The sequence below is a fragment of the Aeromonas sp. 600527 genome (genome assembly GCF_049175415.1).
Lineage (GTDB): Bacteria > Pseudomonadota > Gammaproteobacteria > Enterobacterales > Aeromonadaceae > Aeromonas > Aeromonas veronii_A.
Map to the genome: position 1 here is coordinate 1 of NZ_JAAKVA010000022.1, position 24329 is coordinate 24329.

Genomic DNA, 24329 nt, shown 5'->3' on the forward strand with positions numbered 1-24329 from the left:
TGCCTCTGCCTCTGCCTCTGCCTCTGCCTCTGCCTCTGCCTCTGCCTCTGCCTCTGCCTCTGCCTCTGCCTCTGCCTGCTTCCCAAATGTGCAGTTGGGAGAAGGGGTCAGGTTTAGCCTGCCAGATATGAGTGGGGCTTAAGCCAACACACTACAAACCCTGCATGCAGAAACAACAAGGGCTGCACAATGTGCAGCCCTTGCCTCTGGAAAATAGCGGGTATCAGCTGGCCCAGGTGATGATGTGATCGATCCATTCACCCGCCTGATCCTCGTGAATGACCTTGCCACGGACGGATTGACCTGCCTGATGCATCGCGGAGCGACTGCCGGTTAGCAGAGGATGCCACTCTGGCAGAACGTCACCTTCAGCCAGCAGACGATAGGCGCAGGTTGAGGGGAGCCAGTCATATTCGGCGATCTTGTCATGGGTGATCTGCAGACAGTCAGGCTCTTTTTTGAAACGATTGGCGTAATCAGAGCACTGACAGGTCTTGGTGTTAAGCAAATTGCAGGCGACATTGGTGAAAACCAGTTCGTCGGTATCTTCATCGATCAGCTTGTTGAGGCAGCATTTTCCGCAACCATCGCAGAGAGATTCCCATTCGGACTCAGTCATCTGCTGCAGACTCTTGGTCTGCCAAAAAGGGGATTGCATCATACCGCTCACTTATTACACCTGATAAAACGCGTGATTATACCCCTTGTTACCCGGTATTTCAAGGAGAGGGTCACTCCGGTGGGCAAATTGTCGTGATCAGCTCAAATGAATGCAATGACTCACCGTCTCTATATTGCTCAAACGGGTTCGCTGTTGGGCAGTTAGCCCCGCAGGCTTGAATACTTGGGCTGCATGATTGTCCACTTCAGGTTTTACTTTCTGCTTCTGCTTCTGCTTCTGCTTCTGCTTCTGCTTCTGCTTCTGCTTCGATATTAGCCACATCTGCTGATGTTTGTCTGCTTGCAGCGAGCAGGGCCAAATGATCTTCGATGCCTGCCGTCGGGCTGTTGCACGCTTGTCTTTCAAATAAAGCCGCTGGTCACATATTGTTTGTGCCCTTCTGTCACTGCGACCCGCGGGAGAGCCTGCGTAGGCGTTCGTTTTTTGTCTTAATGATTGAGATAGATATCTTGCTCTGCATAGGCCAGCAGAGGTTTGCCGGGGTTTGTCCGTTTCGCGCCAAAGAAGCGGGTGAATACGCCAGATTGCTGCCCCATTCGCTGTAGTTTGACGTGATCCAGCTCGATCTGCTCAGGTAGCCAGGTAAATACGGCTGCACAGTGACCATTACCCAGACTGCGCTCCAGAGTTTGCTGCCAGTTCTTGATTTTGGGGCTATGTACCACCAGCACTCTCTTGGGATCGATGCCTCGCTCCTCCAGACGGCTTACTGTGGGTCGTCCCGGTGGGGCGATCAACAAGATCCAGCCGGTATGAGCCTCCCCAAGCTTTGTCAGCTCGCTCAGAAACTGATCATCAGACTGGATAGTCACACCATAATGAGCCAACTCCGCTTTGCAGGCGGTTCTGGTGGGCCAAGGCTTGCTCATGACACGATTCATCGCAAAGGGCAGTGAGTGCAGGGGCTGGTTCATATATGGGTTTCCTGTATGAATATCCAAGCTGTATGCGCATACAGTAGTTCTATCCTGTGGCAGTGACAAGGTGTTTTTGCTGAAAAATGTGATGGTGTTGGCATGTGTCGTTAGTAAGGTTATGTTTTTAAACACTATTTAATATAAAGCTGGTTGGGTGTTTTTCGTACTATGGACAAAACTTGCGTAACCGCCCATGGTTATACAGGTCATTTACAGGAGGTGCCGCCATGGATATCAGTACCTTGCAACGTCTTGATGCCAACATCTTGCTGGGCATCATCAATGAGAAGCTAAGGCTTGAGTGTGACGGGTTGGAGGAGTTGCTGGCCTATTACGATATGAGTGAAGAGCAGTTGGCAGGGCGTCTGGATCAGATTGGGTACCATTACGATCCATTGAGCAATCAGTTCAAGGCACATCTTTAAGGGTGCAATGATTGCTTCATATTTATACGGTAATTTTTCAGGTACATTGAAATCGGTTTCAATGTGTCGTCTTGCTGCCTATTTTCAGGGATTTTCAAGGCTTGGCAATCTCTGAAAACCTATTCATGCCAGAATATTTTTATTGTTTCATTAAGCTTATGATAATAAAGGGAATGTTTGTTTTTGTGCGATCAATTAAAGGAAAGGGTTTTCAAGCTTTTCAGGCTGTTTTTATCGGTTAAAGTGTGACTTGCGTTAACTTTTAATTCTGCCGCTTTAGTTAGTATTCTCACGCCGGTACATATTTTGAGATAACAACAGCGCCGGTCCCGCAAGCGGGATAACAATTTTATTTGTAACGAAGGAATATGGTTTATGGCTACCAAGAAGAAGACAGACCAGGATCTCCAACTGGATAAAGATCAGCTCAAGGCGAGTATCGTGCGTCACCTGCGTTCTACCTTGGGAACAAGCGAACAGAAAGCCTCTCCCGAAGCGTGGTGGAAAGCCACTGCGGCGGCCGTCAATGAACAGGTGTACGAGCGCCTGACCCGCACTCAGCAGACTCATTTCAAGAAAGATACTCGTGCGATTCACTATCTCTCTGCTGAATTCCTGATGGGACGATTGACTTCCAACAACCTGCACAACCTCTCCCTCTACAAGACTTGCGAAGAGGCGCTGGGCGAACTTGGTCTGGAACTGACCGACCTGTGCGAACAAGAGCCGGATATGGCACTCGGCAACGGCGGCTTGGGTCGTCTGGCTGCCTGCTTCATCGACTCGCTGGCCACTCTGAACTATCCGGCGGTTGGTTACGGTATCCACTACGAACACGGTCTGTTCCGTCAGGAAATCCAGGATGGCCGCCAGATCGAGCGTCCGGACTCCTGGCGTGAATATGGCAACCCATGGGAGATCTGCCGTCCCGAGTCGGTACAAGAAGTGCCGCTCTATGGCTATGTCGAGACCGTGTTTGGTGACAATGGTGGCCTGAAGAAGGTATGGCACGCCGGGCGCAAGATCAAAGGGGTGCCTTGGGATATTCCGGTGGTCGGTTTTGGCGGTCATACCGTCAACATCCTGCGTTTGTGGGAATCCCGCGCCTCCGAGTTTTTCGATTGGGACGTGTTTAACGCAGGTGGTTACATCGACTCCCAGGCTGAGAAAGCCCAGGCCGAGACCATCTCCAAGGTGCTGTATCCGAACGATGAGACCGATGCAGGTAAAGAGCTGCGTCTGATCCAGCAGTACTTCTTCTGTGCTTGTTCCATCAAGGACATCATGCGCCGCTACAAGCGGGTCCATGGCAGTGACTTCAGCAACTTTGCCGCGCAAATTGCCATTCAGCTTAACGATACTCACCCGACTGTCGCCATCCCGGAACTGATGCGGGTGCTGGTGGACGAGGAAGATCTGAACTGGGATGCCGCTTGGGCCATTTGCTATCAGGTATTCTCTTATACCAACCACACTCTGCTGCCGGAAGCGCTGGAGAAGTGGTCGGTCAGCCTGTTCGAGAAAGTACTGCCTCGCCATCTGGAGGTGATTTACGAGATCAACGCCCGTTTCCTGAACGAGTTGGTGGAGCCCAAGTGGCCGGGCAACGATGCCATCAAGGCCAAGCTCTCCATCATCGAAGAGGGTGATGTACGCAAGGTTCGCATGGGCAACCTGTGCGTGATCGGTTCGTCCAAAGTGAACGGTGTGGCCGAGATCCACTCCAAGCTGGTGAAGGAAGATCTCTTCCCCGAGTATGCCGAGCTGTGGCCGGAAAAAATGTGCAACGTGACCAACGGGGTAACCCCGCGTCGCTGGCTGCTGGCGTGCAACCCGGAACTGGCTGGCCTCTACAACGAAGTAGTGGGGAAGGAGTGGCCGCTGCAACTGGACAAACTGCGTGGCGTGGTGAAGTTTGCCGACGACAAGGCGTTCCAGCAGCAGTTCATGACCATCAAGCGTCACAACAAAGAGAAGCTGGTCAAGGTCATCAAAGACGAAACAGGTATCGATGTCAGTGCCGAGGCGATCTTTGATGTTCAGATTAAGCGTCTGCACGAGTACAAGCGCCAGCAGCTGAACCTCATTCACATCATGGCGCTCTATCGTCGTCTGCTGGCCAACCCGGACTATGACATGCATCCGCGCGTGTTCATCTTCGGCTCCAAAGCGGCGCCCGGTTACAAGCTGGCCAAAGACATTATCTATGCCATCAACAAGCTGGCGGATCGGGTCAATAACGATGCTCGTATCCAGGGCAAGCTGAAAGTGGTGTTCATGCCGAACTACCGCGTGAGTCTGGCCGAGAAGTTGATCCCGGCGGCAGATGTCTCCGAGCAGATCTCTACTGCAGGCTACGAAGCATCCGGTACCGGCAACATGAAGATGGCGCTCAACGGTGCAATCACCATCGGGACGCTGGATGGAGCCAACATCGAGATCGCCGAAGAGGCGGGGGCCGAAAACTGCGCCATCTTCGGTCTGAACGTGGACGAAGTGAAGTCGCTGAAGGCGCGCGGTTACAACCCGTACGACTTCTACTATGCCAACTCCGAGCTCAAAGCCGTGCTGGACTGGTTTGATACCGACTACTTCACCCCGGGTCGTCCGGGTGAGCTGGCCTCCATCAAGCGCTCCTTGCTGGAAGGGGGAGACCCTTACCTGACCTTGGCGGACTTCCAGTCCTACTCGGATGCACACAAGCTGATCGATACCTGGTATCGGGATCCGGCGCTGTGGGCGAAGAAGGCCATTATCAACTCTGCCACCATGGGCAAGTTCAACTCTGACCGCTCCATTCAGGATTACGTTGATCGCATCTGGAAGCTGAAACCCTGCAACATTGGTTGATCGCTTCTGAATATGAGAACCCCGCTATGCGGGGTTTTTTTATGGCTGTAGGTATCGAGCATGAATATTGGCACACCATTCGGGACAAAATTGTGCTCAGAGCCAGATGCACAAGACATCGATTTATAACTTCTTCTGTTATTGCTAACCCTATTCCGGCAACAACACTCATCTCCTGGTCTCAGGATTGCGCAACTTTAGGAAGCCAACATCATTTGTACTCTCGGGGCTGTCGCATAGCACAAGCTGATGGATGTACAGGGATGTGGCAGATGGTCGTGAGTGTGCCAAAAAAGAGAAAGCCCCGACGATACGGGGCTTTGTTGGTACTTGGGGTTAATTGAGGAGCGCGGTGAGCGTGCAACCTTCCATCAATGCAGTATGTCGCCCATGAAATAGGCAAGCAGGGTCAAAATGACGGTGAAGACCAGGTTCAGCACCAGACCCGCCCGCATCATCTCACGCTGCTGGATATGACCGCTGGCGAAGACAATTGCGTTGGGCGGGGTGGCTACCGGCAGCATGAAGGCGCACGAGGCACCGACAGCGATCAGTACGGAGACGACAATGGGAGAGACTCCCAGTGCCTCTGCGACTCCGGCAAACAGTGGAACCAGCAGAGCGGCGGTAGCGGTGTTGGATACCAGCTCGGTCAGGAACACCACGAAGGCGGCAAGACAGAGCAGGATGACGAAGATCGGCATGGTGGCCAGACCGTTGGATAGGTGCTCCGCCAGGAAGGCGTTGGCCCCGGTCTGCTTAAGGATGGCGCTCAGGGTCAAGCCGCCACCAAACAGCATCAGTACTCCCCAGTCGGTGTTCTGGTTGATGTCATCCCAGCTTGCCACTCGGCTGACGGCAATGGCGATGATGGCTCCCATGGCGATCAGTGTATCAAATTGAGGTATTCCTCCCAGCGCCTGGGCAATAGGCTGGGAGCCAATCCACAACAGCACTGTGGTCAGAAAGATCAGCAGAGTCACCTTGCGCTGGCCAGTCCACTCTATGGTCACCTGCTCGGTGCTGACCTGGTGCGAGAGGTTGGGGCGGGTCACGAGATAGAGCAGACCGATCCCCACGGGCATGAAGATGAGGACTACAGGGATACCAAATTTCAGCCAGTCAGTAAAACCAAGTCCCATTTGGGCTGCTGCGATGGCGTTGGGCGGGCTGCCGACCAGGGTGCCGATACCGCCAATACTGGCGCTGTAGGCAACACCAAGCAAGACGAAGACCAGAGTACGCCGCTCCTTGTGAATGTCGAGGCCTTTGAGCATGCCAAGAGCCAGCGGCATCATCATGGCGGCGGTGGCGGTATTGCTGATCCACATGGAGAGTGCCGCAGTAATACTGAAGAGTACGATAGCAGCCCAGCCGAGGTGTCCCTTGGCAAGCTGCATCACCTTACCGGCAATCTGGGTGTCTAGTCCCTGTTTGGAAAGTGCAGCCGCCAAGGCAAATCCGCCAAAGAAGAGGAATAGTACCGGGTTAGCGAAGTCGGTCAACGACTTGCTCATATCAAACACCCCGAGCAGGGTGGCAAGCACCGGGATGGAGATCGCGGTGATAGTGATATTCACCGCTTCGGTTAGCCAGAGAATGGCGATAAAGATCAGAATGCCCAGCCCCTTGTTGACCATGGGGTCAAAAGGGAGCCAGGCGAGCATGGCGCATAGCAGGAGCAGATCCAGGATAACGATCCCGGTTTTGATATCCAGCCAACGAGATGGAGTTGCGGGTACAGCCGATGTGTGCATATCGTTCTCTCGGTTAATTTATGGTTGTTTTTGTGTTGCCGAGATTACATCCATTCACTTGTTTGAAACAGACTCACATATTGAAAATCAGCCTCTACTCACACACTCATTGATAAAAAAGGGGATTACCACACGCAAATAAAACAATATTGAAACATAAGTTAAACATTGATGAGCTGTGCCAGCCACTGCTTGAACATGGTTTTAGGCAAGGAGCCATTTATCTGATCCACCAGCTTGCCCTGCTTGAAGACCATCAGAGTGGGGATGCTGCGAATGGCATAACGTGTTGCAATTGCGCTTTGCTGCTCGGTATCGACCTTTACAAAGCGCATTCGAGGTTCGAGTTCGTTTGCCACGTCATGAAAGACGGGAGAGAATTGTTGGCAAGGTCCGCACCAGCTGGCCCAAAAATCGACCACGACCGGAATATCGGAGCTGATAAGGGTATCGAAGTTATCAGCCTTCCCGAGGCAAGGGGTCTGGCTGAACAGAGACGCCTTGCAGTGCCCACATTTGGCGGACTGGTTTACGTGGGTGGAGGGCAGGCGGTTTCTGGTAAAGCAGTGGCTACAATAAGTAGTGATAAATGACATAATAGCCTCCTTGAAGAGCGGCTCTGGTGGCTGTGACGAGAATAGTGCCAGAGTTAAATAGTCAAACAACGTTAACACAGTGCTCGGCTGGGGTGGATACTTCCACTCCGGGTTCTGCCCAAGCCGGATAATTCAGCGGCCCTTATAAGTAGAGAGTCAAAACGGGATGAATAAAGGATCACGGAAGAGCCCTGTGGTACTGCTGCTGGTTGCTGCCTTGTTGCTTGGCTTCTCGGTTATGTGCTGGCAGTTGCTTAGCCAGCAGCAGCGCGCATACAGCCTGAATCAGGCTGCGGAGGCTGTGCTGAACAGAATCAACACTGACAGTGTTTACCTGCTTGGTCGAGAGAGTGCCAATGATAGCAACGTCCAGCAACGGCTCGTCCAGTTATCCGGTATTCTGGATAGCTTTGTTCACAAAATCCGCAGTGATGCCGAGGTTGAGCAAACTCCTCTTTCCCGGAGGTTGCTGCAGGATTTGGATCTCTACCAGATGGAGCTGGCCAGACTGTACAGCATGGAAAAGGCGGTAGAATATATCGCGCAACCCTTTCAGCATCAGCTTGAGAAGGTTCGCACTATCACGCCGGCAGAGAGCCTTTTGCATCGTGACCTGAATGAGTTGGCCCAACTCAGCCATTTTTTGCAACACAGCGCCGATAACCAGTATCAACAACAGTTGAGCTTGTTGCAGCGCGATCTCGCTTCCCATTATGGCTCGCAACCCGAGGTGATCACCTTGGTTAACCTGAGCAAGGATTTGAGTCGTCAGGTGATGGCTTATCATACCCTGCGCCATCGTCTAATCGATATGCAGGTGAGCGATAACCTGGTGCGCTGGAAGATGGATAAACTGGAGCGGGCTTCATCATTGCTGAACCGCTTCTATTTAATGGTGCTTGGCGGTGCCTTGATCAGTTTTGTGCTGGTGGCCTATACCCTGTGGCGTCGTAATCAGAAATTGAGCGAGTTGTCCCGTCAGACAACTTTGCTGGCCCAGGCCAAAAGTGATTTTTTGGCCAACATGAGTCACGAGATCCGCACCCCCATGAACGCCATCATCGGCTTCAGCTCGCTGGCACTGCAGACTGAGCTTGATCAGCAACAGCGGGACTATCTGGGCAAGATCAAATCCTCATCCGATACCTTGCTTCTGCTGATCAATGACATCCTGGATTTGACCAAGGTGGAGTCCGGCAAACTGACGCTCGAGGAGATCGACTTCGATCTTAGCGAGCAGCTCGATTCGCTGGCAGGCATGTTTGCCGATTTGGCGGAGCGCAAACATGTGGAAGTGATCATTCGCAAGTCACCCGAGGTGCCGGTCTTTTTGCGTGGTGATCCCCTGCGGTTGGGGCAGGTGCTGGTCAATCTGGTGAATAATGCCATCAAATTCACCGAACGTGGCGAGGTCGAAGTCTGCATCGAGCTGGCCAACACTCATCCCATGCGGATCCGCTTCAGCGTGCGCGACACCGGTATTGGCATTGCTGAAGAGAAGCAGACTCAACTATTTCAGGCCTTTACCCAGCTGGAGGCGGGAAATACCCGTAAATATGGTGGCTCGGGTCTGGGGCTCAATATCTCCCAGCGGCTGGTTGAACTGATGGGAGGGCGGATCACCGTACAGAGCAAGCCCGGTGTCGGCTCTTTGTTCAAGTTCGATATACCGATGGCGCAAGCGGTCTATGGGGTGGCTGGACGAAAAGTCTTCTTCGAGAACCAACCGCTGGTGATGGTAATGGACGACAACGAACTGGTGCTGGATCTGGCCAAGGATATTCTCACTCGCGCAGGCGTGCGAGTGCTGCCGGTCAACTCCCTTTCCCGTGCCCGTCAGCTGCTCCGTGAAGAGGGGCCCAATCTGCGGCTGGCCATTCTCGACTGGCGCATGGGTCAGGAGGATGGACTCGATCTGGCGCTGGAGATGTATCAACACAGCCAGTGGCGGCGGATCCCCATCCTGATGATCAGTGCCTGGGCCAGGGAGGGGCTACACGCCCGGATGGACAGCATGGGACTGGTCCATTTTCTGCCCAAACCGATGACCGAGAATGCCCTGCTGGCCAAGGTGGACGAGCTGCTCAACGGCAGCTCCTACGAGCTCAACCTGCGCAAGGCCGAAGTGCAAGGGGATCAGCAGCACTTCAAATCCCTGTTGCAGGGTACCCGAGTGCTGTTGGCCGAAGACAACCGGGTCAATCAGCAGCTCATCATCGAGTATCTGCGGCGGGTCGATGCGGCGGTGTGCGTGGTCAGCAATGGTCGGGAGGCGGTGGAGCGGGTCGCCGAGCAGCCTTTTGACGTGATCCTGATGGATTTGCAGATGCCGGTGCTGGACGGGCTCGATGCTACCCGCCAGATCCGCAAGATGGTCGACAAACACGATGTGCCCATCATTGCCCTCACCGCCAGCGCCATGCCCGGTGACAAGGAGCGTTGCCTGGGGGTGGGGATGAATGGCTATGTCACCAAGCCGGTGAGCAAGCTGGATCTCTACAACAACCTGCTGCAGTGGGTAAAGCCGCAAGGGGTGGAGCAGGCGGGGATCATGGAGGTGAAACCGCCGGATATGATCGGGATCCTCGATCTGCAGGATGCACTCAAGCGGCTGGAGCAGGACAAGGAGGCATTGCAGATTCTGTTCAAGCTGTTCATGTCGGAGCACAAGGACGATCTGTGGGAGATCCGCTCCGCTCTGCGCCGTCAGCAGCCCGAGGTGGCCAGCAAGCTGCTGCACACCCTCAAGGGGGTGTCGGCCAATATCTCGGCGGCCCGTCTGCAATTGGTGGCTGGCGAGCTGGAGTGGCGCCTGCGGCAAAACGAGGTGCTAAGCGAGACGGATCTGGAGCAGTTGCAACAGGTCTTTAGCCAGACCCGGGAAGAGGTGTCACACTTCCTGTTGACCGGTGAGCAGCATGAAAATTCGTATAATCCCTATTCATCAGGGGATGATCGCATGTCACAGTGAATTAAATAGTAATTATTCTCAACCATCCCGGTTCGGGATATGATGAGCTTTCGTTCGAATCGCCTCCAGCCGGAGGCGATTGTTTTCATTCTTCTATTTCTGCGTGGCTTCTCTGATGGCCGTTCCTTGGAGCGGTCACGGGCAGAGAGCGCTAAAGGTTGGTGGTGTGAGCGTATTTTTACGATTGAGCTGGTTTTTCAAGGAGCAGTGGCCCCGTTATCTGGCCGCCATCTCCTTGCTGCTGATGGTGGCCCTGTTGACCGTTATTCCGCCCAAAGTGGTGGGCTGGGTGGTGGATGGCATCACCAAGGGTGGTCTCGACAATGGTACCCTGATGCGCTATCTGGCGGGGCTGTTTGGTCTGGGTGTGCTGATTTATCTGCTGCGCTACGTCTGGCGGGTGATGCTGTTTGGTGCCTCTTACCGTCTGGCCTATGTGTTGCGCAATCGCCTTTTCAGCCATTTCACCCAGATGAGCCCCGATTTTTATCAGCGCCACCGTACTGGCGATTTGATGGCCCATGCCACCAATGACATTCAGGCTGTGGAGATGACCGCTGGCGAAGGGGTGCTGACTCTGGTGGACTCCATCATGGTCGGGGTATTGGTGCTCTCCATCATGTGCAGCCAGTACTCCTGGCAGTTGACGCTGGTCTCCTTGCTGCCGCTGCCGGTGATGGCCTATTTCATGAACCGCTTCGGCACCCAGATCTACACCCAGTTCAAGGCTGCGCAAGGGGCCTTCTCCAGGCTCAACAACAAGACCCAGGAGGCTCTTTCCGGCGTGCGGGTGTTGAAATCCTATGCGGTTGAATCGCTGGAAGATGAAGGCTTTGCCGAGCTGACCAAACAGGCGGGGGAGCGCAATATGGCGGTGGCCCGCATCGATGCCAAATTCGATCCGGTCATCTATCTCTGTATCGGTTGCTCCTACTTCCTCGCGGTGGCGGGGGGCAGTGTGCTGGTGCTGCGCGATGAGCTGACCCTGGGTGAGCTCACCAGCTTCACCATGTACCTCGGCCAGCTGATCTGGCCGATGTTTGCCATCGCCTGGCTGTTCAACATCATCGAGCGGGGTCGCGCCGCCTACTCCCGTATCGAAAGCCTGCTTGGGGAGCGCAGCGATATCGAAGAGCCCGCCCAGCCGGCGGTGTTTACCTCTGCCTTTCCTTTGCAGATCAAAGGGGTGAGCTATCAACTCGAGCAGCGCACCCTGCTTGCGGATATCGACGTTACCCTCAAGCAAGGGGGAATGCTCGGAGTGGTGGGGCGCACCGGGGCAGGCAAGAGCTCCCTGCTCAAGCTGTTGATGCGCCTTGCCAATCCGACTCACGGTTCGATTGTCATGGGTGGCGTTCCGATTGACCAGCTGCCGCTCGCCACACTGCGCAGCCAGTTTGCCTATGTGCCGCAGGAGCCATTCCTGTTTTCCACCACTATCGCCGCCAATATCGCCCTCGGCAAACCCGATGCGAGCCGCGAGGAGGTCGAACGGGTGGCGCGCATTGCCTGTGTCCACGATGATATTGTGCGTTTCCCCAAGGGCTATGAGACCGAGGTGGGGGAGAAAGGGGTGACCCTCTCCGGCGGTCAGAAACAGCGGCTGGCCATTGCCCGCGCCCTGCTGCTGGATGCGCCCATTCTGGTGCTCGATGATGCGCTCTCGGCGGTGGATGCCCACACCGAGCAGCAAATTCTGCATGCCCTCAAAGCCCATCGTCGCACCCTGATCCTGGTCAGCCATCGCATGACGGCGGTGGAGCAGGCCGACGAGATCCTGGTGCTGGAGCAGGGGGCCGTTAGCGAACGGGGTCATCACGGTGCCCTGATGGCGCACAATGGCTGGTATGCAGATATGGTGCGTTACCAGCGTCTCGAAGAAGCGGTGGAGGAGAGCCTGTGAATCCGACCATTAAACGACTGCTCGCTTACTGCGCCCAGTATCCTCGCTGGCTTATTCAGGCGGGGATCTGTTTGCTGCTCGCAACCGGCGCCGAAGTGGCCGGACCGCTACTGATCAAGCTCTTTATCGATGACTATCTGGCGCCTCGCAATATTGTGCTGCCCACCATTGCCCTGATCGCAGCGGGCTATCTGGGTTTGCAGGTGCTGTCGGCGGCGGGTTTCTATTTGCAATCCTTGCGCTTCAATCGCATCGCTCAGGCGGTGGTGCAAACCCTGCGCGAGCAGGTATTTGCCACCGCCATCCGCTTGCCAGCCAGCTACTTTGACAAGCATCGCTCTGGCTCGCTGATTTCCCGCATCACCAACGACACCGAGGCGATCATGAACCTCTATGTGCAGGTGATCGGCTTGCTGGTGCAAAAGGTGGTGCTCTTGTGCGGCATCCTCATCTCCATGGCGCTGCTGGATCTGCGGCTGATGCTGGTCTGCTCCCTGTTGCTGCCTGCAGTGGGCGGGGTGATGTGGCTCTACCAGAAACTGAGCGTGCCGGTGGTGCGAGCGACCCGCAGTCTGCTCTCCGACATCAACAGCCGCCTCAACGAGTCGCTGCAGGGGATGCCGGTCATTCAGGCGATGGTGCAGGAGCGCCACTTTGCCAACGCCTTTGCCGAGGTGAACCAGCAGCACTGGTCGGCACGGATCAAGAGCCTCAAGATCAACGGCATTTTGCTGCGTCCGCTCATCGATCTCTTCTACATGATGGTGCTGATCGGCCTGTTGGCGCTGTTTGCCCATGAGGGGGGGAGCCACGCGGGTGCTATTCAGGTGGGGGTGCTCTATGCCTTTATCAGCTATCTGGGCCGGATGATCGAGCCGCTCATCGAGATGACCAACCAGCTTAACCAGTTGCAGCAGGCGATGGTGGCGGGGGAGCGGGTCTTTGCCCTGCTCGATGAAACCCGCGAGAGCACCGAGGGCGAGCTGCGCCCGCTGGAAGGACGGGTCAGTTTCGAGCGGGTGAGTTTTTCCTACGATGGTGAGCAACAGGTGCTGCGGGAGGTCAGTTTTGCCGCAAAACCGGGCCAGATGCTGGCACTGGTGGGCCATACCGGCAGCGGCAAGTCCACCATCATCAGCTTGCTGATGGGCTTCTATCCGCTGGATCAGGGGCAGATCCGCTTCGATGATCACGCACTGGATACCCTGTCGCTGGCGGCGGTGCGCCGCAGCATCGGGCTGGTGCAGCAAGATCCCTTTATCTTCGTCGGCACCCTGGCGGAGAATCTGCGTCTCGGCCGCGCCGGCATAGATGACGCGCGGCTCTGGCAGGCGCTGAGCGAGGTGCAGTTGGCCGACTTTGTGCGCAGCTTGCCACAGGGGATCAACACCCTGATGGAGGAGGGTGGCAAGAACCTCTCCGCCGGTCAGCGGCAACTGCTCTCCTTTGCCCGTGCACTGGTGGGAGATCCGCGTATCCTCATTCTGGATGAAGCGACGGCCAGCGTGGACTCCCAGACCGAGTTGGCGCTGTCGCAGGCGATCTCTGCCGCCCGTCGTGGCCGCACCACCATCGCCATCGCCCACCGCCTCTCGACCATCGTCGATGCGGACGAGATCCTGCTGCTCTCCCGCGGTCAGGTGACTGAGCGGGGTACCCATGGTGAGTTGATGGCCCTCGGCGGTCACTATGCCCAGCTGTTCGAGATGCAGAGTCAGGGGGCCTGGCTGGAAGAGAAGCGCGCCTGATCGGCACATTTGCTGTAACAGCGACATGAACGAAAAGAGGGAACCAGTGCGGTTCCCTTTGTTTTTTGCGTTGGGCAAAGGTCGTAACCGTGCTCCCTGTGCTTGTCGAATGGCGCAGATGCAGGCAACATGTTGTTTACATTAACTCATCGGATCAGTTCGCATATGGATTTGCAACGCTTCAAAGCCAATCTGGCACTTCGGCTGTTTGCCTGGCGCTATATTCCCGTCATCGGGTTTTGTGCCCCGATCATCGAAGAGATGAACGCCAAGGCGCTGCGCATTCGAATTCCCCTTGGATGGCGTACCCGCAACCATCTGGGCAGCATGTATTTTGGCGCGCTGGCGACCGGCGCCGATCTGGTAGGCGGTCTGCTGGTGATGGAGAAGGGGCGGCAGCGGCGCAAGAAGGTGCACTTTGCCTTCAAGGATGTGCAGGGGGAGTTTTTGAAACGCCCGGAGGGGGATGTGCAGTTCGACTGCGCAGCGGGGGAGGAGATTGACGCCATGATCGACGAATCGTTGGCAAGCGGTCAGCGCATCAATCGCCCCATCCGGGTGGTAGCCACCTGTCCGTCATTGAACGGGGATGAGGCGATGGCGCGTTTTGTGCTGACCCTGTCGATCAAGGCCAGCTAGCGGGTTGCCGGAGAGTGGCTCCCCGAAACGGGTTTAGCCAATCTCCGGGCTTACGCCCTCTTTCACCACGACCTTCATGCCGTTGAAGTTGACCACCTGTTCGGCCACGATCTTGCAGCGCTTGCGGGTCTCCACCTGACCGTCCACCTCGACCAGCCCTTCGGCAATGAGGGCTTTGGCGGCGCCGCCACAATCGGCCCACCCCTGATGTTTGATAAGGTCACACAAGGCAACGAAGGGGTGGCCTTCGAGCAGAAACGTCTCCATGGGAAATCCTCTAGATGGATAAATGCCGGATCTGGCAGGGCGGTTATTCTAGGCAGTTCATTCCGGCAAGAAAAGGGAAGCTGGACCACGGCAGTGAAAATGGTCTCCTCGCGCCAGCTTTTTATGTCGGGTTGTACTGAACTGTGCCATTGATCCCATTTGTGGAGTAGCTGGGACGAGTGATGACGCAAGAGATGTTCGCCGCACTGCTTTCTGCTTGCTACGGCTGTTAGGATGGCCTCCTTTGTTTGGTAAATGGTGCAAGGAGCCTCCAATGATTCTCTCCCGACTGCTGCTGGCGTGCAGCGCCCTGACTCTGTGTGGTATCGCGCAGGCCAGTACTCCGGTGCAGGTTTCGCTGCCCGGCGTCAACCTGCCCGCATCCCATCAGGTGGAAGGGGCTCGTGCCTCGCTGCTCTATGGCCGAACTGGTCAGGTGAAGGGCATTGATCTGCCGATCTTCGCCCTCTCTGATGTGGATCAGTTCAGCGGCCTGCAACTCGGGATCTTCCTTGGTGCCGGTCGGGTGCGTCACCAGTTTGGCGGGGTCGCCATCAACGCCATCAACTGGCACGAAGGGCAGGATACCGGCGTCAATCTCGGGCTGGTCAACCTGACCAACAATGTACAAGGGCTCAACTGGGGGGCGGTCAATATCGCCAAGGGCAATGCGCTGGCCAACGTTGGCTTTGTCAATTATGCCGAGCGTACCACCTTCCAGATTGGCTTTATCAATGCGACCAAGCACCTTGATGGCTTGCAGATCGGGCTGGCCAACTATGCCGCCAACGGCGTTTTCCCCATTCTGCCGCTGGTGAACTTCCAGAAATCGTTCTGAGTGGGCGGTTCGCTTTGCGTTAAGGGCCTCTGCTGATTACCCTGTGCCTCTTGCAACTTGTGACAGGCGAACAGAGGTAATTGATGACGGCAGGGCAGATGAGTGCAATCGGGATCGGCTGGGATGTGCGTGGCTGGCAGGGCAGTGCCCAGGCGGTGGCCGTGGTGGGCTGGCAGTCCGAATCCAACCGCCTGCACTGGCTCGGGGTGTCGCCGCTGTTTCGTCTGAGCTCGCGGGTGGCGCCGGATCTGGCCGCCCTGCTGCGTCCCGCCCTGCAAAACGAGCTGACCCTGATGCAGGTAGAAGCCTGCCCGCAACTGGCGCTCGGTATCGATGCGCCACTCGCTTTTCCCCGCGCCTTGCGGGATCTGCTTAATGGCCAGCCACACAGCTGCGCCGCTCCCGAGCGGGAGATAGACAACCCCTACGCCTATCGCGACTGCGAGCGTTGGCTGTATCAGCAGTACGGCAAGAAGCCGCTGTCGGCCACCTTCGACCGGCTTGGCAACAATGCCACCCTGGCGCTCTCCATGCTGCCGCGGCTCTCAGATCTGCAACTGGTGCCGACCGTTGCCCCGAAGACCAGTCGCGCCGTGCTGGAGGTCTATCCGGCATTGGCCAAAGTGGGCGGCAAGGCCTCCCCGGCACGGCCCGAGCTGGCGGCCTTACTGCCTGCGGACGTGCTGGTCGGCACCGATCGCTACGATGCGGCGCTCTGCGCCCTGATGGCGCTGCAATATGCCGCTGGTGGCAAGGTGACGGTATTGCCTGAGCTGATTTCGCCACCCAGTGACATGCCTTGTGATGAGGGATGGGTCTATCACTTTGCCCGTCATGCTGTAGAGCACAGCGGCATGTGACAACGGGGACGCGGCACATCATGGCGCCGCTCACCCTGTGGACGCGGGCCAAATGGCGCAAAAAACCTGTCTTTAGTCAGGAAATTGCCTGTTCATCCCGCGCCAAGGTGGCGCATCGTTATCTTCATCCGATATATTGCCCACCTTGCTGATCCTTTGCTGTGGTATTCCCGATGAAATCCGTTCTCTCTATTCAGTCCCACGTGGTCTTTGGTTGTGCCGGCAACAGCGCGGCCGTCTTCCCCATGCGCCGCCTCGGTATGGATGTATGGCCCATCAACACGGTGCAGTTTTCCAACCACACCCAATATGCCCAGGGGTGGCAGGGAATGGCGATGCCGGCGGGTCATATCAGTGCGCTGGTGAAAGGATTGGGCAATATCGAGGTGTTGAGCCAGTGTGACGCCGTGCTGAGCGGCTACCTTGGCTCCGCCGAGCAGGGGGACGAGATCCTGACCGTGGTCAACGCCGTCAAGGCGGCCAACCCCGATGCCATCTACTTCTGCGACCCTGTGATGGGGCACCCGGAGAAGGGGTGTATCGTCGCTCCCGGCGTCACCCGTTTCCTGACCGAGCAGGCGCTGCCGGTGGCCGACATGATGGCCCCCAACCTGCTGGAGCTGGAGACCCTCTGTGATACCCATCTGGCTGATCTGGATCAGACCCGCGCGGCTGCCCATCAGCTGCTGGCCCGCGGCGTCAAGCTGGTGCTGGTCAAGCATCTCGGTCGTGCGGCGCAGGACTCCAGCCGCTTCGAGATGCTGCTGGCGACCCCGCAAGGGGATTACCTGATTGCCCGTCCACTCTATGACTTTGCCCGCCAGCCGGTGGGGGTGGGCGATCTCATCAGCGCCCTGATGCTGGCGAATTTGCTGGCCGGCCACGATGCGGTCAGCGCGTTCGAGCGCACCAACGCCTCGGTGGATGCGGTGCTGCAAGAGACTTGGCGCCAGCAGGCTTACGAGTTGCAGCTGATCGCCGCGCAAGATGCGTTTGATTCGCCGAAGGTGGAGGTGCGAGCGGTGATACTGCCCTGATTGCTGCCATGTCTGAAGCAAAAGAGGTGAGCCATTGGCTCACCTCTTTTGTTTGTATCGCTCCCGGTTATGGGGTCAGCGGATCAACCCCTGTTCAGCCAGCCAGGCAAACAGCAGACGGGAGACGGGGGAGAGCTCATCGAGGTGAGTGCTGTCTAGCCAGCGCAGCTCGGCAATTTCGGCCGAAGCGATGGGGGTGCCGCTCGCTTCGCCGGTGTAGCAGCGCAGGCGCACCTCGACTCCTGCCGGCTTGCCATCGGCCTGGGCGCTGAACTCGCAGGCAAAGCGTAGGGTGTCGTGCAGCAGGGTGACGGCCAGCTCCTCCTCAATCTCGCGGATCAGGGCCGCCTCATCGCTCTCACCCGGTTCCCGTTTGCCGCCGGGGATGTAATAGATGTCCTTGCCGTGGGAGCGGGCGCAGAGCAGTTGCTGATCTTTAAAGGTGAGCCAGGCGAGTTTGTCGATCATCCGTTTTCTCTCCGATGGGGTTGCCGTGATGAGCCGGGCGCACTCAAGCGCACCGCTGTTTTGCATGCAGGCAGCCTAACAAAGATGAAGTTGAGTCCCAAGAAGAAAGAGGGGAGAGGCCGGAAACGCACTGTTTCCAGCGCGGTGACCGCGTAGCTGGAAGAGTGCGCACTAGCTGGTTCGCCACAGCCTTCTCGTCCCTAAAAAAGTAGACTGGCGCACACCACGACAGGGCCGGACTGGGCGAAGGCGGGGCCCTTGTGGTTTAATCTTGCCACTTTAGCGGTAGTGGGCGACGGGCCTGCTACCTTGCGTGGGCAAGATGCAGGTGAGCAAGATGCAGATAGCAGCAGAGAGCAAGTTTATCGGACTCGGGGTAGCGGGCAATTTCGCCGGTCATCTGGAGCAGGCGGGTGAAGCGTCGGATTTCGTGGCGGTTGTGGTGCGCGACACCACGGCGCCCAAGGCGTTGTTCCCCTTCTTCGTGCCCGGTCATCCGGGTCAGCTCGGGGTATTCCCGTTGAGCGACAAGGCTATCTTCCTGCCGGAGGCGGCGGTCAGTGGTGACGAGAAGGTGCAGATCGAGCCGGAAGTGGCCCTCTGGTGCGAGCTGGAGTATGTGGGCAAGCAGGTGGTGGCGATCCATCCCCGCGCCTTTGGCGCCTATAACGACTGCTCTATCCGTCGTCCCAACGCCAAGAAGATCAGCGAGAAGAAGAACTGGGGCGAAGAGAGCAAGGGGCTGGCGGCCAACCTGCTGCCGCTATCCGGTTTTGCCGCCGGCTGCGAGCTCGATGACTATCGCATCGCTTGCTATCTGGAGCGCGATGGCGAGCTGCACGCCTACGGGGTAGACAGCGCCGCCATCGACTACAGCTACTTCCATTGCAAGCTGCTCGACTGGGCCATCGACAAGTTCAACCATCAGCAGGATGAAGGGCCGGCGGAGCACATTCAGGGACTGCTGGCGCAGGCGGGGCATCCTCCCCACGCGCTCATCAGCATCGGTGCCACCCGTTATACCCCGTTTGGCGAGACCCACTTCCTCAAGCCTGGCGACACCTCCTGTGTGGTGGTCTATCCGGGCAGCCGCTACAGCGAAGCGGATATTCGCGAGGCGATCCGTACCCGCAGTTTTGGTGCCGATGTGTCGGTGCTGCTGCAGGCGGTGCATGCGCGCTAATCAGATTGGCCCGCGGGGAGGCCACAGCCATCCTGCTGGCTGCAACAAAGAGTCATTGATGAAGATTGATACTGCTACGCGGGCCGATTATCCGGCCCTGATCGAGCTGTGGGAGGCCTCGGTTCGGGCGACCCACCACTTCCTGCCCGAGGCCGAGATCCTCGCGCTCAAACCGCTTATTCTGGAGCACTACTTCGATGCAGTGACACTGCACTGTGCCCGAATGGAGGAGGGGCGCATTGCCGGTTTTTGCGGGCTATGTGATGGCAAGATAGAGATGCTGTTTGTGGCGCCGGCGGTGCGCGGCAGTGGCGTGGGTCGCCGGTTGGTGGAACATGCCATCAGCCAGTGTGGCGCGACGCTGGTTGACGTCAACGAGCAGAATGAGCAGGCGGTGGGTTTCTACCACAAGATGGAGTTCGTCGTGACGGGCCGCTCGCCGCTGGATGGCCAGGGCAAGCCCTATCCTTTGCTCCATATGGCGTTGCTGCCGCGATAGTCGTTCAAGTGTGATAATGAACGGGGGATGGCCTGCGCCATCCCCCGTTTTTGATCCTGCCGTTACTTGCTGGCGATCTTGCTGACCACCTTGATCAGCTGGTAGCGCAGGGAGGAGGCATCGGCCGGCACATTGGTAAGCTGCTCCTTGCTCACGGTGAGCTGATACTGGTAGCCCGGCTCGAACTGGAAACCCTCGATCTGCTGATAGAAAAGCGTCCAGGGCTGCTGCTCGTCGCTGCGCACCTGCATGCACTGCATCGGCCCGACCCCGACACAATCGACCAGCTGGCTGTTGATGTAGAGGGTCTCACCCTGTGGGGCCGCGGTGCCCTGACAGGCGGTGAGCAGCAGGGCGGCGCTGGCAAGCAGAGGTTTCATGGGGGACTCCTTCGAATTGAAAGGGGCATTAGAGCGATAAATAAAAAGGCGGTCAATGACCGCCTTTGTAACAAACCATGTTGATTCAGTTCATTAACGCTGATCAAGCGGCGTGAAATCCCGTTGCGGGTGGCCCACGTAGAGCTGGCGCGGGCGGCCAATCTTGCTATCCGGATCGGAGTGGAACTCGTTCCAGTGAGCAATCCAGCCGATAGTGCGGGAGATAGCGAAGATCACGGTGAACATGTTCATCGGGATACCGATCGCCTTCATGATGATACCGGAGTAGAAGTCCACGTTCGGGTAGAGTTTCTTCTCGATGAAGTAGGGGTCGGAGAGCGCGATGCGCTCCAGCTCCATGGCCACGTCCAGCAGCGGATCCTTGATCTGCAGCTCGGTTAATACCTCGTGACAGGTTTCACGCATCACAGTGGCACGGGGGTCATGGTTCTTGTAGACACGGTGGCCGAAGCCCATCAGACGGAACGGATCGTTCTTGTCCTTGGCCTTGGCGATGTACTCGGGGATGCGATCCACCGAGCCTACCTCCTCCAGCATGCGCAGGCAGGCTTCGTTGGCACCACCATGGGCCGGACCCCACAGGGAGGCGATACCGGCGGCGATACAGGCAAACGGGTTAGCACCGGAGGAGCCAGCCAGACGGACGGTGGAGGTGGAGGCGTTCTGCTCGTGATCAGCGTGCAGGGTGAAGATGCGGTCCATGGCGCGCTCGACCACCGGATTGACCTTGTACTCCTCGGTCGGTACCGCAAACATCATATGCAGGAAGTTGCCTGCATAGGAGAGGGCGTTGCGCGGATGCATGAACGGCTGGCCGATAGAGTACTTGTAACACATGGCCGCCAGGGTCGGCATCTTGGAGATGAGGCGGAAGGCGCAGATCTCGCGGTGCTGTTCGTTGTTGATGTCGAGGGCGTCGTGATAGAAGGCAGAGAGTGCACCCACCACACCACACATGATGGCCATGGGGTGGGAGTCACGACGGAAACCACGGAAGAAGAAGGCAATCTGCTCGTGCACCATGGTATGGCGGGTCACGGTACGCTGGAAATCGGCAAACTGGGCCTTGGTCGGCGCCTCGCCGTAGAGCAGGATATAGCAGACTTCGAGATAGTTGGACTCTTTGGCCAACTGGGCGATGGGGTAACCACGGTGCAGCAAGACACCCTGATCCCCGTCAATGTAGGTGATGGCAGATTTGCAAGAACCGGTCGCCATAAAGCCCGGGTCAAAGGTGAAATACCCTTGCCCACCCAGCTTTCTAACATCGACAACATCAGGTCCAACGGTTCCAGAGAGGATCGGCAGTTCAACCGGATCTTTCCCGGGCAGGTGTAGGGTGGCTATCTTATCAGCCATAGCACGTCTCCTTTGCTCTTTATAATTTGGTTCCAGTCCTACTCTATTACGACTTTTATGACGCTGGCAAAGGTTGTTACCCATACCGAGGTGGCTGGAGCGCCCTATTTGAAACAGAGTTCCCTATCAATGTCAATTTTGCTGGGGCGGCATTAACGGCATTAATGGAATGTTAAATTAAATATGCGATCAAGTTTGCGGTTTTGTGTTTTCTTTGTAGCTGTTTGATTGTCTTCGTTTAAGGGCGTGGATATACTGCGCCACGTGGGTCATGGCTGCTGGTGTTTGAAACGCTTTGGCAAAGCCTGATGTGAAACCAAAAATTCGCGTTTTGGCTTTTTCAGAGTGTTTTGGTAACAAATAGCCAACAATCACCATCCCGTGCCCTCAAGTGTGAGTTAAAACAATAACTAACGTGCTCAATAGAGCTGAGTGGGCAAGCGTGAAAAACAAACAGAGACCGGTCAACCTCGACCTACAAACGATCAGCTTTCCTGTCACTGCCATCGCCTCCATCCTGCACCGTGTTTCAGGGGTCATTACCTTTGTGGCACTGGGCATCTTGCTGTGGATGCTTGGCACTTCACTCGCCTCTCCCGAAGGATTTGAGACAGTGGTGTCCATCATGGACAACTTCCTGGTCAAATTCGTGCTGTGGGGGATCCTGACTGCGCTGGCTTACCACATTGTGGGCGGTTTGCGTCATCTGGTCATGGACATGGGCTATTGGGAAGAGCTGGAATCCGGTAATCAGAGTGCCCGTGTGGCCTTCGTGATCACCGCGATCCTGGCCGTATTGGCGGGAGTGCTTGTATGGTAACCAATTCTGCAACATTCGGGCGTAGCGGCGTTCATGATTACATCCTGATCCGCGCCACCGCCCTCATCATGACCTGCTATGTCCTCTATCTGGTGAGTTTTGTCGCGTTCAACGACATCACCTTTGAGGTGTGGACAGGTTTCTTCGCCAACACCTTCACCAAGGTGTTCACCCTGTTGGCCCTGCTGTGCGTACTGATCCATGCCTGGATCGGTCTGTGGCAGGTGTTGACCGACTATATCAAGCCGGTAGGGCTACGCGGGGCGCTGCAATTTGCCCTGGTCGTGGTGCTGTTTGTCTATCTGATGACGGGTTTCGTCGTGCTGTGGGGTGTGTAAGGTGACTATTCCAACTCGTGAATTTGATGCGGTCGTGATTGGTGCCGGTGGTGCCGGTATGCGCGCCGCGTTGCAGATTGCCCAGTCCGGCAAGAGCTGCGCTCTGTTGTCCAAGGTTTTTCCAACCCGTTCTCACACTGTTTCCGCTCAGGGCGGTATCACGGTTGCGCTGGGCAATGCCCACGATGACAACTGGCAGTGGCACATGTATGACACGGTAAAAGGTTCCGATTACATCGGTGATCAGGAGGCCATCGAGTACATGTGCAAAACCGGCCCCGAGGCTATCTATGAGCTGGAGAACATGGGCTTGCCCTTCTCCCGTTTCGACAACGGGTCTGTCTACCAGCGTCCGTTTGGTGGTCAGTCCAAGAATTTCGGTGGCGAGCAGGCTGCTCGTACCGCAGCGGCCGCCGACCGTACCGGTCACGCCCTGCTGCACACCCTCTATCAGCAGAACGTCAAGAACAAGACCACCGTCTTCTCCGAGTGGTATGCGCTGGATCTGGTGAAAAACCAGGATGGCCACGTGGTGGGTTGTACCGCCATCGACATGGAGAGCGGCGAGGTCGTCTACTTCAAGGCCAAGGCCACCGTGCTGGCCACTGGCGGCGCCGGTCGCATCTACCAGTCCACCACCAACGCCCACATCAACACCGGTGACGGTGTCGGCATGGCGCTGCGCGCCGGGGTCGGCGTGCAGGACATGGAGATGTGGCAGTTCCACCCGACCGGCATCGCCGGGGCAGGGGTGCTGGTGACCGAAGGTTGCCGCGGTGAAGGCGGCTATCTGCTCAATAAAGATGGCGAGCGCTTCATGGAGCGTTATGCCCCGAACGCCAAGGATCTGGCCGGTCGTGACGTGGTGGCCCGCTCCATCATGATCGAGATCCGCGAAGGGCGTGGCTGCGACGGTCCCTGGGGCCCGCACATCAAACTCAAGCTGGATCACCTCGGCAAAGAGGTGCTGGAATCCCGTCTGCCGGGCATCTGCGAGCTCTCTCGCACCTTCGCCCACGTGGATCCGGTCAAAGAGCCGATCCCGATCATCCCGACCTGCCACTACATGATGGGCGGCGTGCCGACCAACGTGAATGGCCAGTGCCTGACCCAGGACAAGAACGGCAACGACGTGCCGGTGGTCGGTCTGTTTGCGGTGGGTGAAATTGCCTGCGTCTCGGTGCACGGTGCCAACCGTCTGGGCGGCAACTCCCTGCTGGATCTGGTGGTGTTCGGCCGCGCTGCCGGCATGCATCTGGTCAACACCCTGGGCGAGATGGATCACGGCCGCGACGCCTCCGAGTCGGATCTGGATGCCGCGCTGGCCCGCTTCAACCGCTGGGAAAATACCCGCAGCGGCGAAGACCCGGTGCAGATCCGCAAAGACCTGCAGCGCTGCATGCAGAACAACTTCTCCGTATTCCGCGAAGGTGCGGCGATGGCAGAAGGGCTGGCCGAGCTCAAGGTTATCCGCGAGCGCCTGAAGTCAGCCCGTCTGGATGACACCTCCAAAGAGTTCAACACCCAGCGCATCGAGTGTCTGGAGCTGGACAACTTGATGGAGACGGCGTTTGCCACGGCGGTTGCCGCCAACTTCCGTACCGAGAGTCGTGGTGCTCACTGCCGCTTCGACTTCCCGGATCGCGACGATGAGAACTGGTTGTGCCACAGCCTCTATCATCCGGACACCGAGTCCATGACCCGTCGCGCTGTCAACATGTCACCCAAGACCCGTGAGGCGTTCCCGCCCAAGGTCCGGACTTACTGATTG

The 24329-nt window shown here is 57.0% G+C and carries 23 protein-coding genes; 14 read left to right on the top strand and 9 right to left on the bottom strand.

The annotated features are described in order from the left end of the window. Positions 1 to 223 precede the first annotated feature (223 nt). Positions 224 to 658: a YcgN family cysteine cluster protein gene (locus G5154_RS19380; protein ID WP_322112874.1), complete on the bottom strand. Its 435-nt coding sequence runs from the start codon at positions 656 to 658 to the stop codon at positions 224 to 226. Between the two features lie 452 nt (positions 659 to 1110). Further along, positions 1111 to 1596: a cell division inhibitor gene (locus G5154_RS19385; protein WP_421251266.1), complete on the bottom strand. Its 486-nt coding sequence runs from the start codon at positions 1594 to 1596 to the stop codon at positions 1111 to 1113. Positions 1597 to 1826: 230 nt separating this feature from the next. Here G5154_RS19385 and G5154_RS19390 point away from each other — a divergent pair, with 230 nt between their 5' ends. Then, positions 1827 to 2024 carry a DUF4250 domain-containing protein gene (locus G5154_RS19390; protein WP_005333612.1) on the top strand — a complete coding sequence of 66 codons (198 nt, stop codon included), beginning with the start codon at positions 1827 to 1829 and terminating at the stop codon, positions 2022 to 2024. A gap of 375 nt (positions 2025 to 2399) precedes the next feature. Then, entirely contained in the window at positions 2400 to 4874 is a 2475-nt protein-coding gene (locus G5154_RS19395; protein ID WP_005333609.1) for a glycogen/starch/alpha-glucan phosphorylase, read from the top strand. A gap of 371 nt (positions 4875 to 5245) precedes the next feature. Here the strand turns inward: G5154_RS19395 and G5154_RS19400 are convergent, their stop codons facing one another. Both G5154_RS19400 and trxC read right to left on the bottom strand, forming a co-directional pair. Continuing rightward, positions 5246 to 6631: a DASS family sodium-coupled anion symporter gene (locus G5154_RS19400; protein WP_337072889.1), complete on the bottom strand. Its 1386-nt coding sequence runs from the start codon at positions 6629 to 6631 to the stop codon at positions 5246 to 5248. Between the two features lie 161 nt (positions 6632 to 6792). Further along, positions 6793 to 7227: a thioredoxin TrxC gene (gene trxC, locus G5154_RS19405; RefSeq protein ID WP_005346144.1), complete on the bottom strand. Its 435-nt coding sequence runs from the start codon at positions 7225 to 7227 to the stop codon at positions 6793 to 6795. Between the two features lie 166 nt (positions 7228 to 7393). On the opposite strand from trxC, the gene G5154_RS19410 reads away from it, so the two are divergent. From G5154_RS19410 to G5154_RS19425, 4 genes are all read left to right on the top strand, one after another. After that, on the top strand, positions 7394 to 10198 hold the full coding sequence (locus G5154_RS19410; protein WP_421251267.1) for a response regulator: 2805 nt from the start codon (positions 7394 to 7396) through the stop codon (positions 10196 to 10198). Between the two features lie 166 nt (positions 10199 to 10364). Further along, a complete protein-coding gene (locus G5154_RS19415) occupies positions 10365 to 12101 on the top strand; it encodes an ABC transporter transmembrane domain-containing protein (protein WP_421251268.1) in 1737 nt (578 codons plus the stop codon). Further along, entirely contained in the window at positions 12098 to 13849 is a 1752-nt protein-coding gene (locus tag G5154_RS19420; RefSeq protein ID WP_421251269.1) for an ABC transporter transmembrane domain-containing protein, read from the top strand. The genes G5154_RS19415 and G5154_RS19420 overlap by 4 nt, the downstream gene beginning before the upstream one ends. Before the next feature lie 165 nt (positions 13850 to 14014). After that, the gene (locus G5154_RS19425) at positions 14015 to 14488 is read left to right on the top strand and encodes a DUF4442 domain-containing protein (protein ID WP_005352552.1); all 474 of its coding nucleotides are present in this window, start codon (positions 14015 to 14017) and stop codon (positions 14486 to 14488) included. Between the two features lie 33 nt (positions 14489 to 14521). On the opposite strand, the gene ybcJ is transcribed toward G5154_RS19425, so the two are convergent. Continuing rightward, positions 14522 to 14755: a ribosome-associated protein YbcJ gene (gene ybcJ / locus G5154_RS19430; protein WP_005333598.1), complete on the bottom strand. Its 234-nt coding sequence runs from the start codon at positions 14753 to 14755 to the stop codon at positions 14522 to 14524. 274 nt (positions 14756 to 15029) lie between these two features. Here ybcJ and G5154_RS19435 point away from each other — a divergent pair, with 274 nt between their 5' ends. The 3 genes from G5154_RS19435 to pdxY all read left to right on the top strand — a co-directional run bounded on the left by G5154_RS19435 (position 15030) and on the right by pdxY (position 17490). After that, positions 15030 to 15593, top strand: coding sequence for a VC2662 family protein (locus G5154_RS19435; protein ID WP_005346130.1), 564 nt, complete (start codon positions 15030 to 15032; stop codon positions 15591 to 15593). Positions 15594 to 15676: 83 nt separating this feature from the next. Beyond that, positions 15677 to 16453, top strand: a complete 777-nt coding sequence (locus G5154_RS19440) for a DUF429 domain-containing protein (protein ID WP_421251270.1) — start codon at positions 15677 to 15679, stop codon at positions 16451 to 16453. Between the two features lie 173 nt (positions 16454 to 16626). Beyond that, on the top strand, positions 16627 to 17490 hold the full coding sequence (gene pdxY, locus G5154_RS19445) for a pyridoxal kinase PdxY (protein ID WP_216953460.1): 864 nt from the start codon (positions 16627 to 16629) through the stop codon (positions 17488 to 17490). Between the two features lie 75 nt (positions 17491 to 17565). Here the strand turns inward: pdxY and G5154_RS19450 are convergent, their stop codons facing one another. Beyond that, positions 17566 to 17958 carry an NUDIX hydrolase gene (locus G5154_RS19450; protein ID WP_216978908.1) on the bottom strand — a complete coding sequence of 131 codons (393 nt, stop codon included), beginning with the start codon at positions 17956 to 17958 and terminating at the stop codon, positions 17566 to 17568. A 337-nt stretch (positions 17959 to 18295) separates the two neighbouring features. On the opposite strand from G5154_RS19450, the gene G5154_RS19455 reads away from it, so the two are divergent. Together G5154_RS19455 and G5154_RS19460 are read left to right on the top strand one after the other, a co-directional pair. Then, positions 18296 to 19141, top strand: a complete 846-nt coding sequence (locus G5154_RS19455) for a DUF5718 family protein (protein WP_421263982.1) — start codon at positions 18296 to 18298, stop codon at positions 19139 to 19141. A 58-nt stretch (positions 19142 to 19199) separates the two neighbouring features. After that, a complete protein-coding gene (locus G5154_RS19460; protein WP_421244969.1) occupies positions 19200 to 19640 on the top strand; it encodes an acetyltransferase in 441 nt (146 codons plus the stop codon). 62 nt (positions 19641 to 19702) lie between these two features. On the opposite strand, the gene G5154_RS19465 is transcribed toward G5154_RS19460, so the two are convergent. From G5154_RS19465 to G5154_RS19475, 3 genes are all read right to left on the bottom strand, one after another. Beyond that, on the bottom strand, positions 19703 to 20020 hold the full coding sequence (locus G5154_RS19465) for a DUF4377 domain-containing protein (protein ID WP_337072881.1): 318 nt from the start codon (positions 20018 to 20020) through the stop codon (positions 19703 to 19705). 93 nt (positions 20021 to 20113) lie between these two features. Beyond that, positions 20114 to 21400, bottom strand: coding sequence for a citrate synthase (locus G5154_RS19470; RefSeq protein ID WP_005346116.1), 1287 nt, complete (start codon positions 21398 to 21400; stop codon positions 20114 to 20116). A gap of 189 nt (positions 21401 to 21589) precedes the next feature. Next, positions 21590 to 21778, bottom strand: coding sequence for a hypothetical protein (locus G5154_RS19475; RefSeq protein WP_005346115.1), 189 nt, complete (start codon positions 21776 to 21778; stop codon positions 21590 to 21592). Between the two features lie 64 nt (positions 21779 to 21842). Here G5154_RS19475 and sdhC point away from each other — a divergent pair, with 64 nt between their 5' ends. The 3 genes from sdhC to sdhA are packed head-to-tail and all read left to right on the top strand — an operon-like array spanning position 21843 to position 24326. Continuing rightward, positions 21843 to 22220 (top strand): succinate dehydrogenase cytochrome b556 subunit, encoded by a 378-nt coding sequence (sdhC, locus tag G5154_RS19480; RefSeq protein WP_005346101.1) that lies wholly within the window; start codon positions 21843 to 21845, stop codon positions 22218 to 22220. Next, entirely contained in the window at positions 22214 to 22558 is a 345-nt protein-coding gene (gene sdhD / locus G5154_RS19485) for a succinate dehydrogenase, hydrophobic membrane anchor protein (RefSeq protein WP_005346100.1), read from the top strand. Before sdhC ends, sdhD begins: the two co-directional genes overlap by 7 nt. A gap of 1 nt (position 22559) precedes the next feature. Continuing rightward, entirely contained in the window at positions 22560 to 24326 is a 1767-nt protein-coding gene (gene sdhA, locus G5154_RS19490) for a succinate dehydrogenase flavoprotein subunit (protein WP_323905619.1), read from the top strand. The last annotated feature ends 3 nt before the right edge of the window (positions 24327 to 24329 follow it).

What these genes read in the sequence shown, in the direction of transcription:
- G5154_RS19380 (WP_322112874.1), bottom strand. Translation starts at nt 658, where the DNA reads ATGCAATCCCCTTTTTGGCAGACCAAGAGTCTGCAGCAGATGACTGAG.
- G5154_RS19385 (WP_421251266.1), bottom strand. Translation starts at nt 1,596, where the DNA reads ATGAACCAGCCCCTGCACTCACTGCCCTTTGCGATGAATCGTGTCATG.
- G5154_RS19390 (WP_005333612.1), top strand. Translation starts at nt 1,827, where the DNA reads ATGGATATCAGTACCTTGCAACGTCTTGATGCCAACATCTTGCTGGGC.
- G5154_RS19395 (WP_005333609.1), top strand. Translation starts at nt 2,400, where the DNA reads ATGGCTACCAAGAAGAAGACAGACCAGGATCTCCAACTGGATAAAGAT.
- G5154_RS19400 (WP_337072889.1), bottom strand. Translation starts at nt 6,631, where the DNA reads ATGCACACATCGGCTGTACCCGCAACTCCATCTCGTTGGCTGGATATC.
- trxC (WP_005346144.1), bottom strand. Translation starts at nt 7,227, where the DNA reads ATGTCATTTATCACTACTTATTGTAGCCACTGCTTTACCAGAAACCGC.
- G5154_RS19410 (WP_421251267.1), top strand. Translation starts at nt 7,394, where the DNA reads ATGAATAAAGGATCACGGAAGAGCCCTGTGGTACTGCTGCTGGTTGCT.
- G5154_RS19425 (WP_005352552.1), top strand. Translation starts at nt 14,015, where the DNA reads ATGGATTTGCAACGCTTCAAAGCCAATCTGGCACTTCGGCTGTTTGCC.
- ybcJ (WP_005333598.1), bottom strand. Translation starts at nt 14,755, where the DNA reads ATGGAGACGTTTCTGCTCGAAGGCCACCCCTTCGTTGCCTTGTGTGAC.
- G5154_RS19435 (WP_005346130.1), top strand. Translation starts at nt 15,030, where the DNA reads ATGATTCTCTCCCGACTGCTGCTGGCGTGCAGCGCCCTGACTCTGTGT.
- G5154_RS19440 (WP_421251270.1), top strand. Translation starts at nt 15,677, where the DNA reads ATGACGGCAGGGCAGATGAGTGCAATCGGGATCGGCTGGGATGTGCGT.
- pdxY (WP_216953460.1), top strand. Translation starts at nt 16,627, where the DNA reads ATGAAATCCGTTCTCTCTATTCAGTCCCACGTGGTCTTTGGTTGTGCC.
- G5154_RS19450 (WP_216978908.1), bottom strand. Translation starts at nt 17,958, where the DNA reads ATGATCGACAAACTCGCCTGGCTCACCTTTAAAGATCAGCAACTGCTC.
- G5154_RS19455 (WP_421263982.1), top strand. Translation starts at nt 18,296, where the DNA reads ATGCAGATAGCAGCAGAGAGCAAGTTTATCGGACTCGGGGTAGCGGGC.
- G5154_RS19460 (WP_421244969.1), top strand. Translation starts at nt 19,200, where the DNA reads ATGAAGATTGATACTGCTACGCGGGCCGATTATCCGGCCCTGATCGAG.
- G5154_RS19465 (WP_337072881.1), bottom strand. Translation starts at nt 20,020, where the DNA reads ATGAAACCTCTGCTTGCCAGCGCCGCCCTGCTGCTCACCGCCTGTCAG.
- G5154_RS19470 (WP_005346116.1), bottom strand. Translation starts at nt 21,400, where the DNA reads ATGGCTGATAAGATAGCCACCCTACACCTGCCCGGGAAAGATCCGGTT.
- G5154_RS19475 (WP_005346115.1), bottom strand. Translation starts at nt 21,778, where the DNA reads ATGGTGATTGTTGGCTATTTGTTACCAAAACACTCTGAAAAAGCCAAA.
- sdhD (WP_005346100.1), top strand. Translation starts at nt 22,214, where the DNA reads ATGGTAACCAATTCTGCAACATTCGGGCGTAGCGGCGTTCATGATTAC.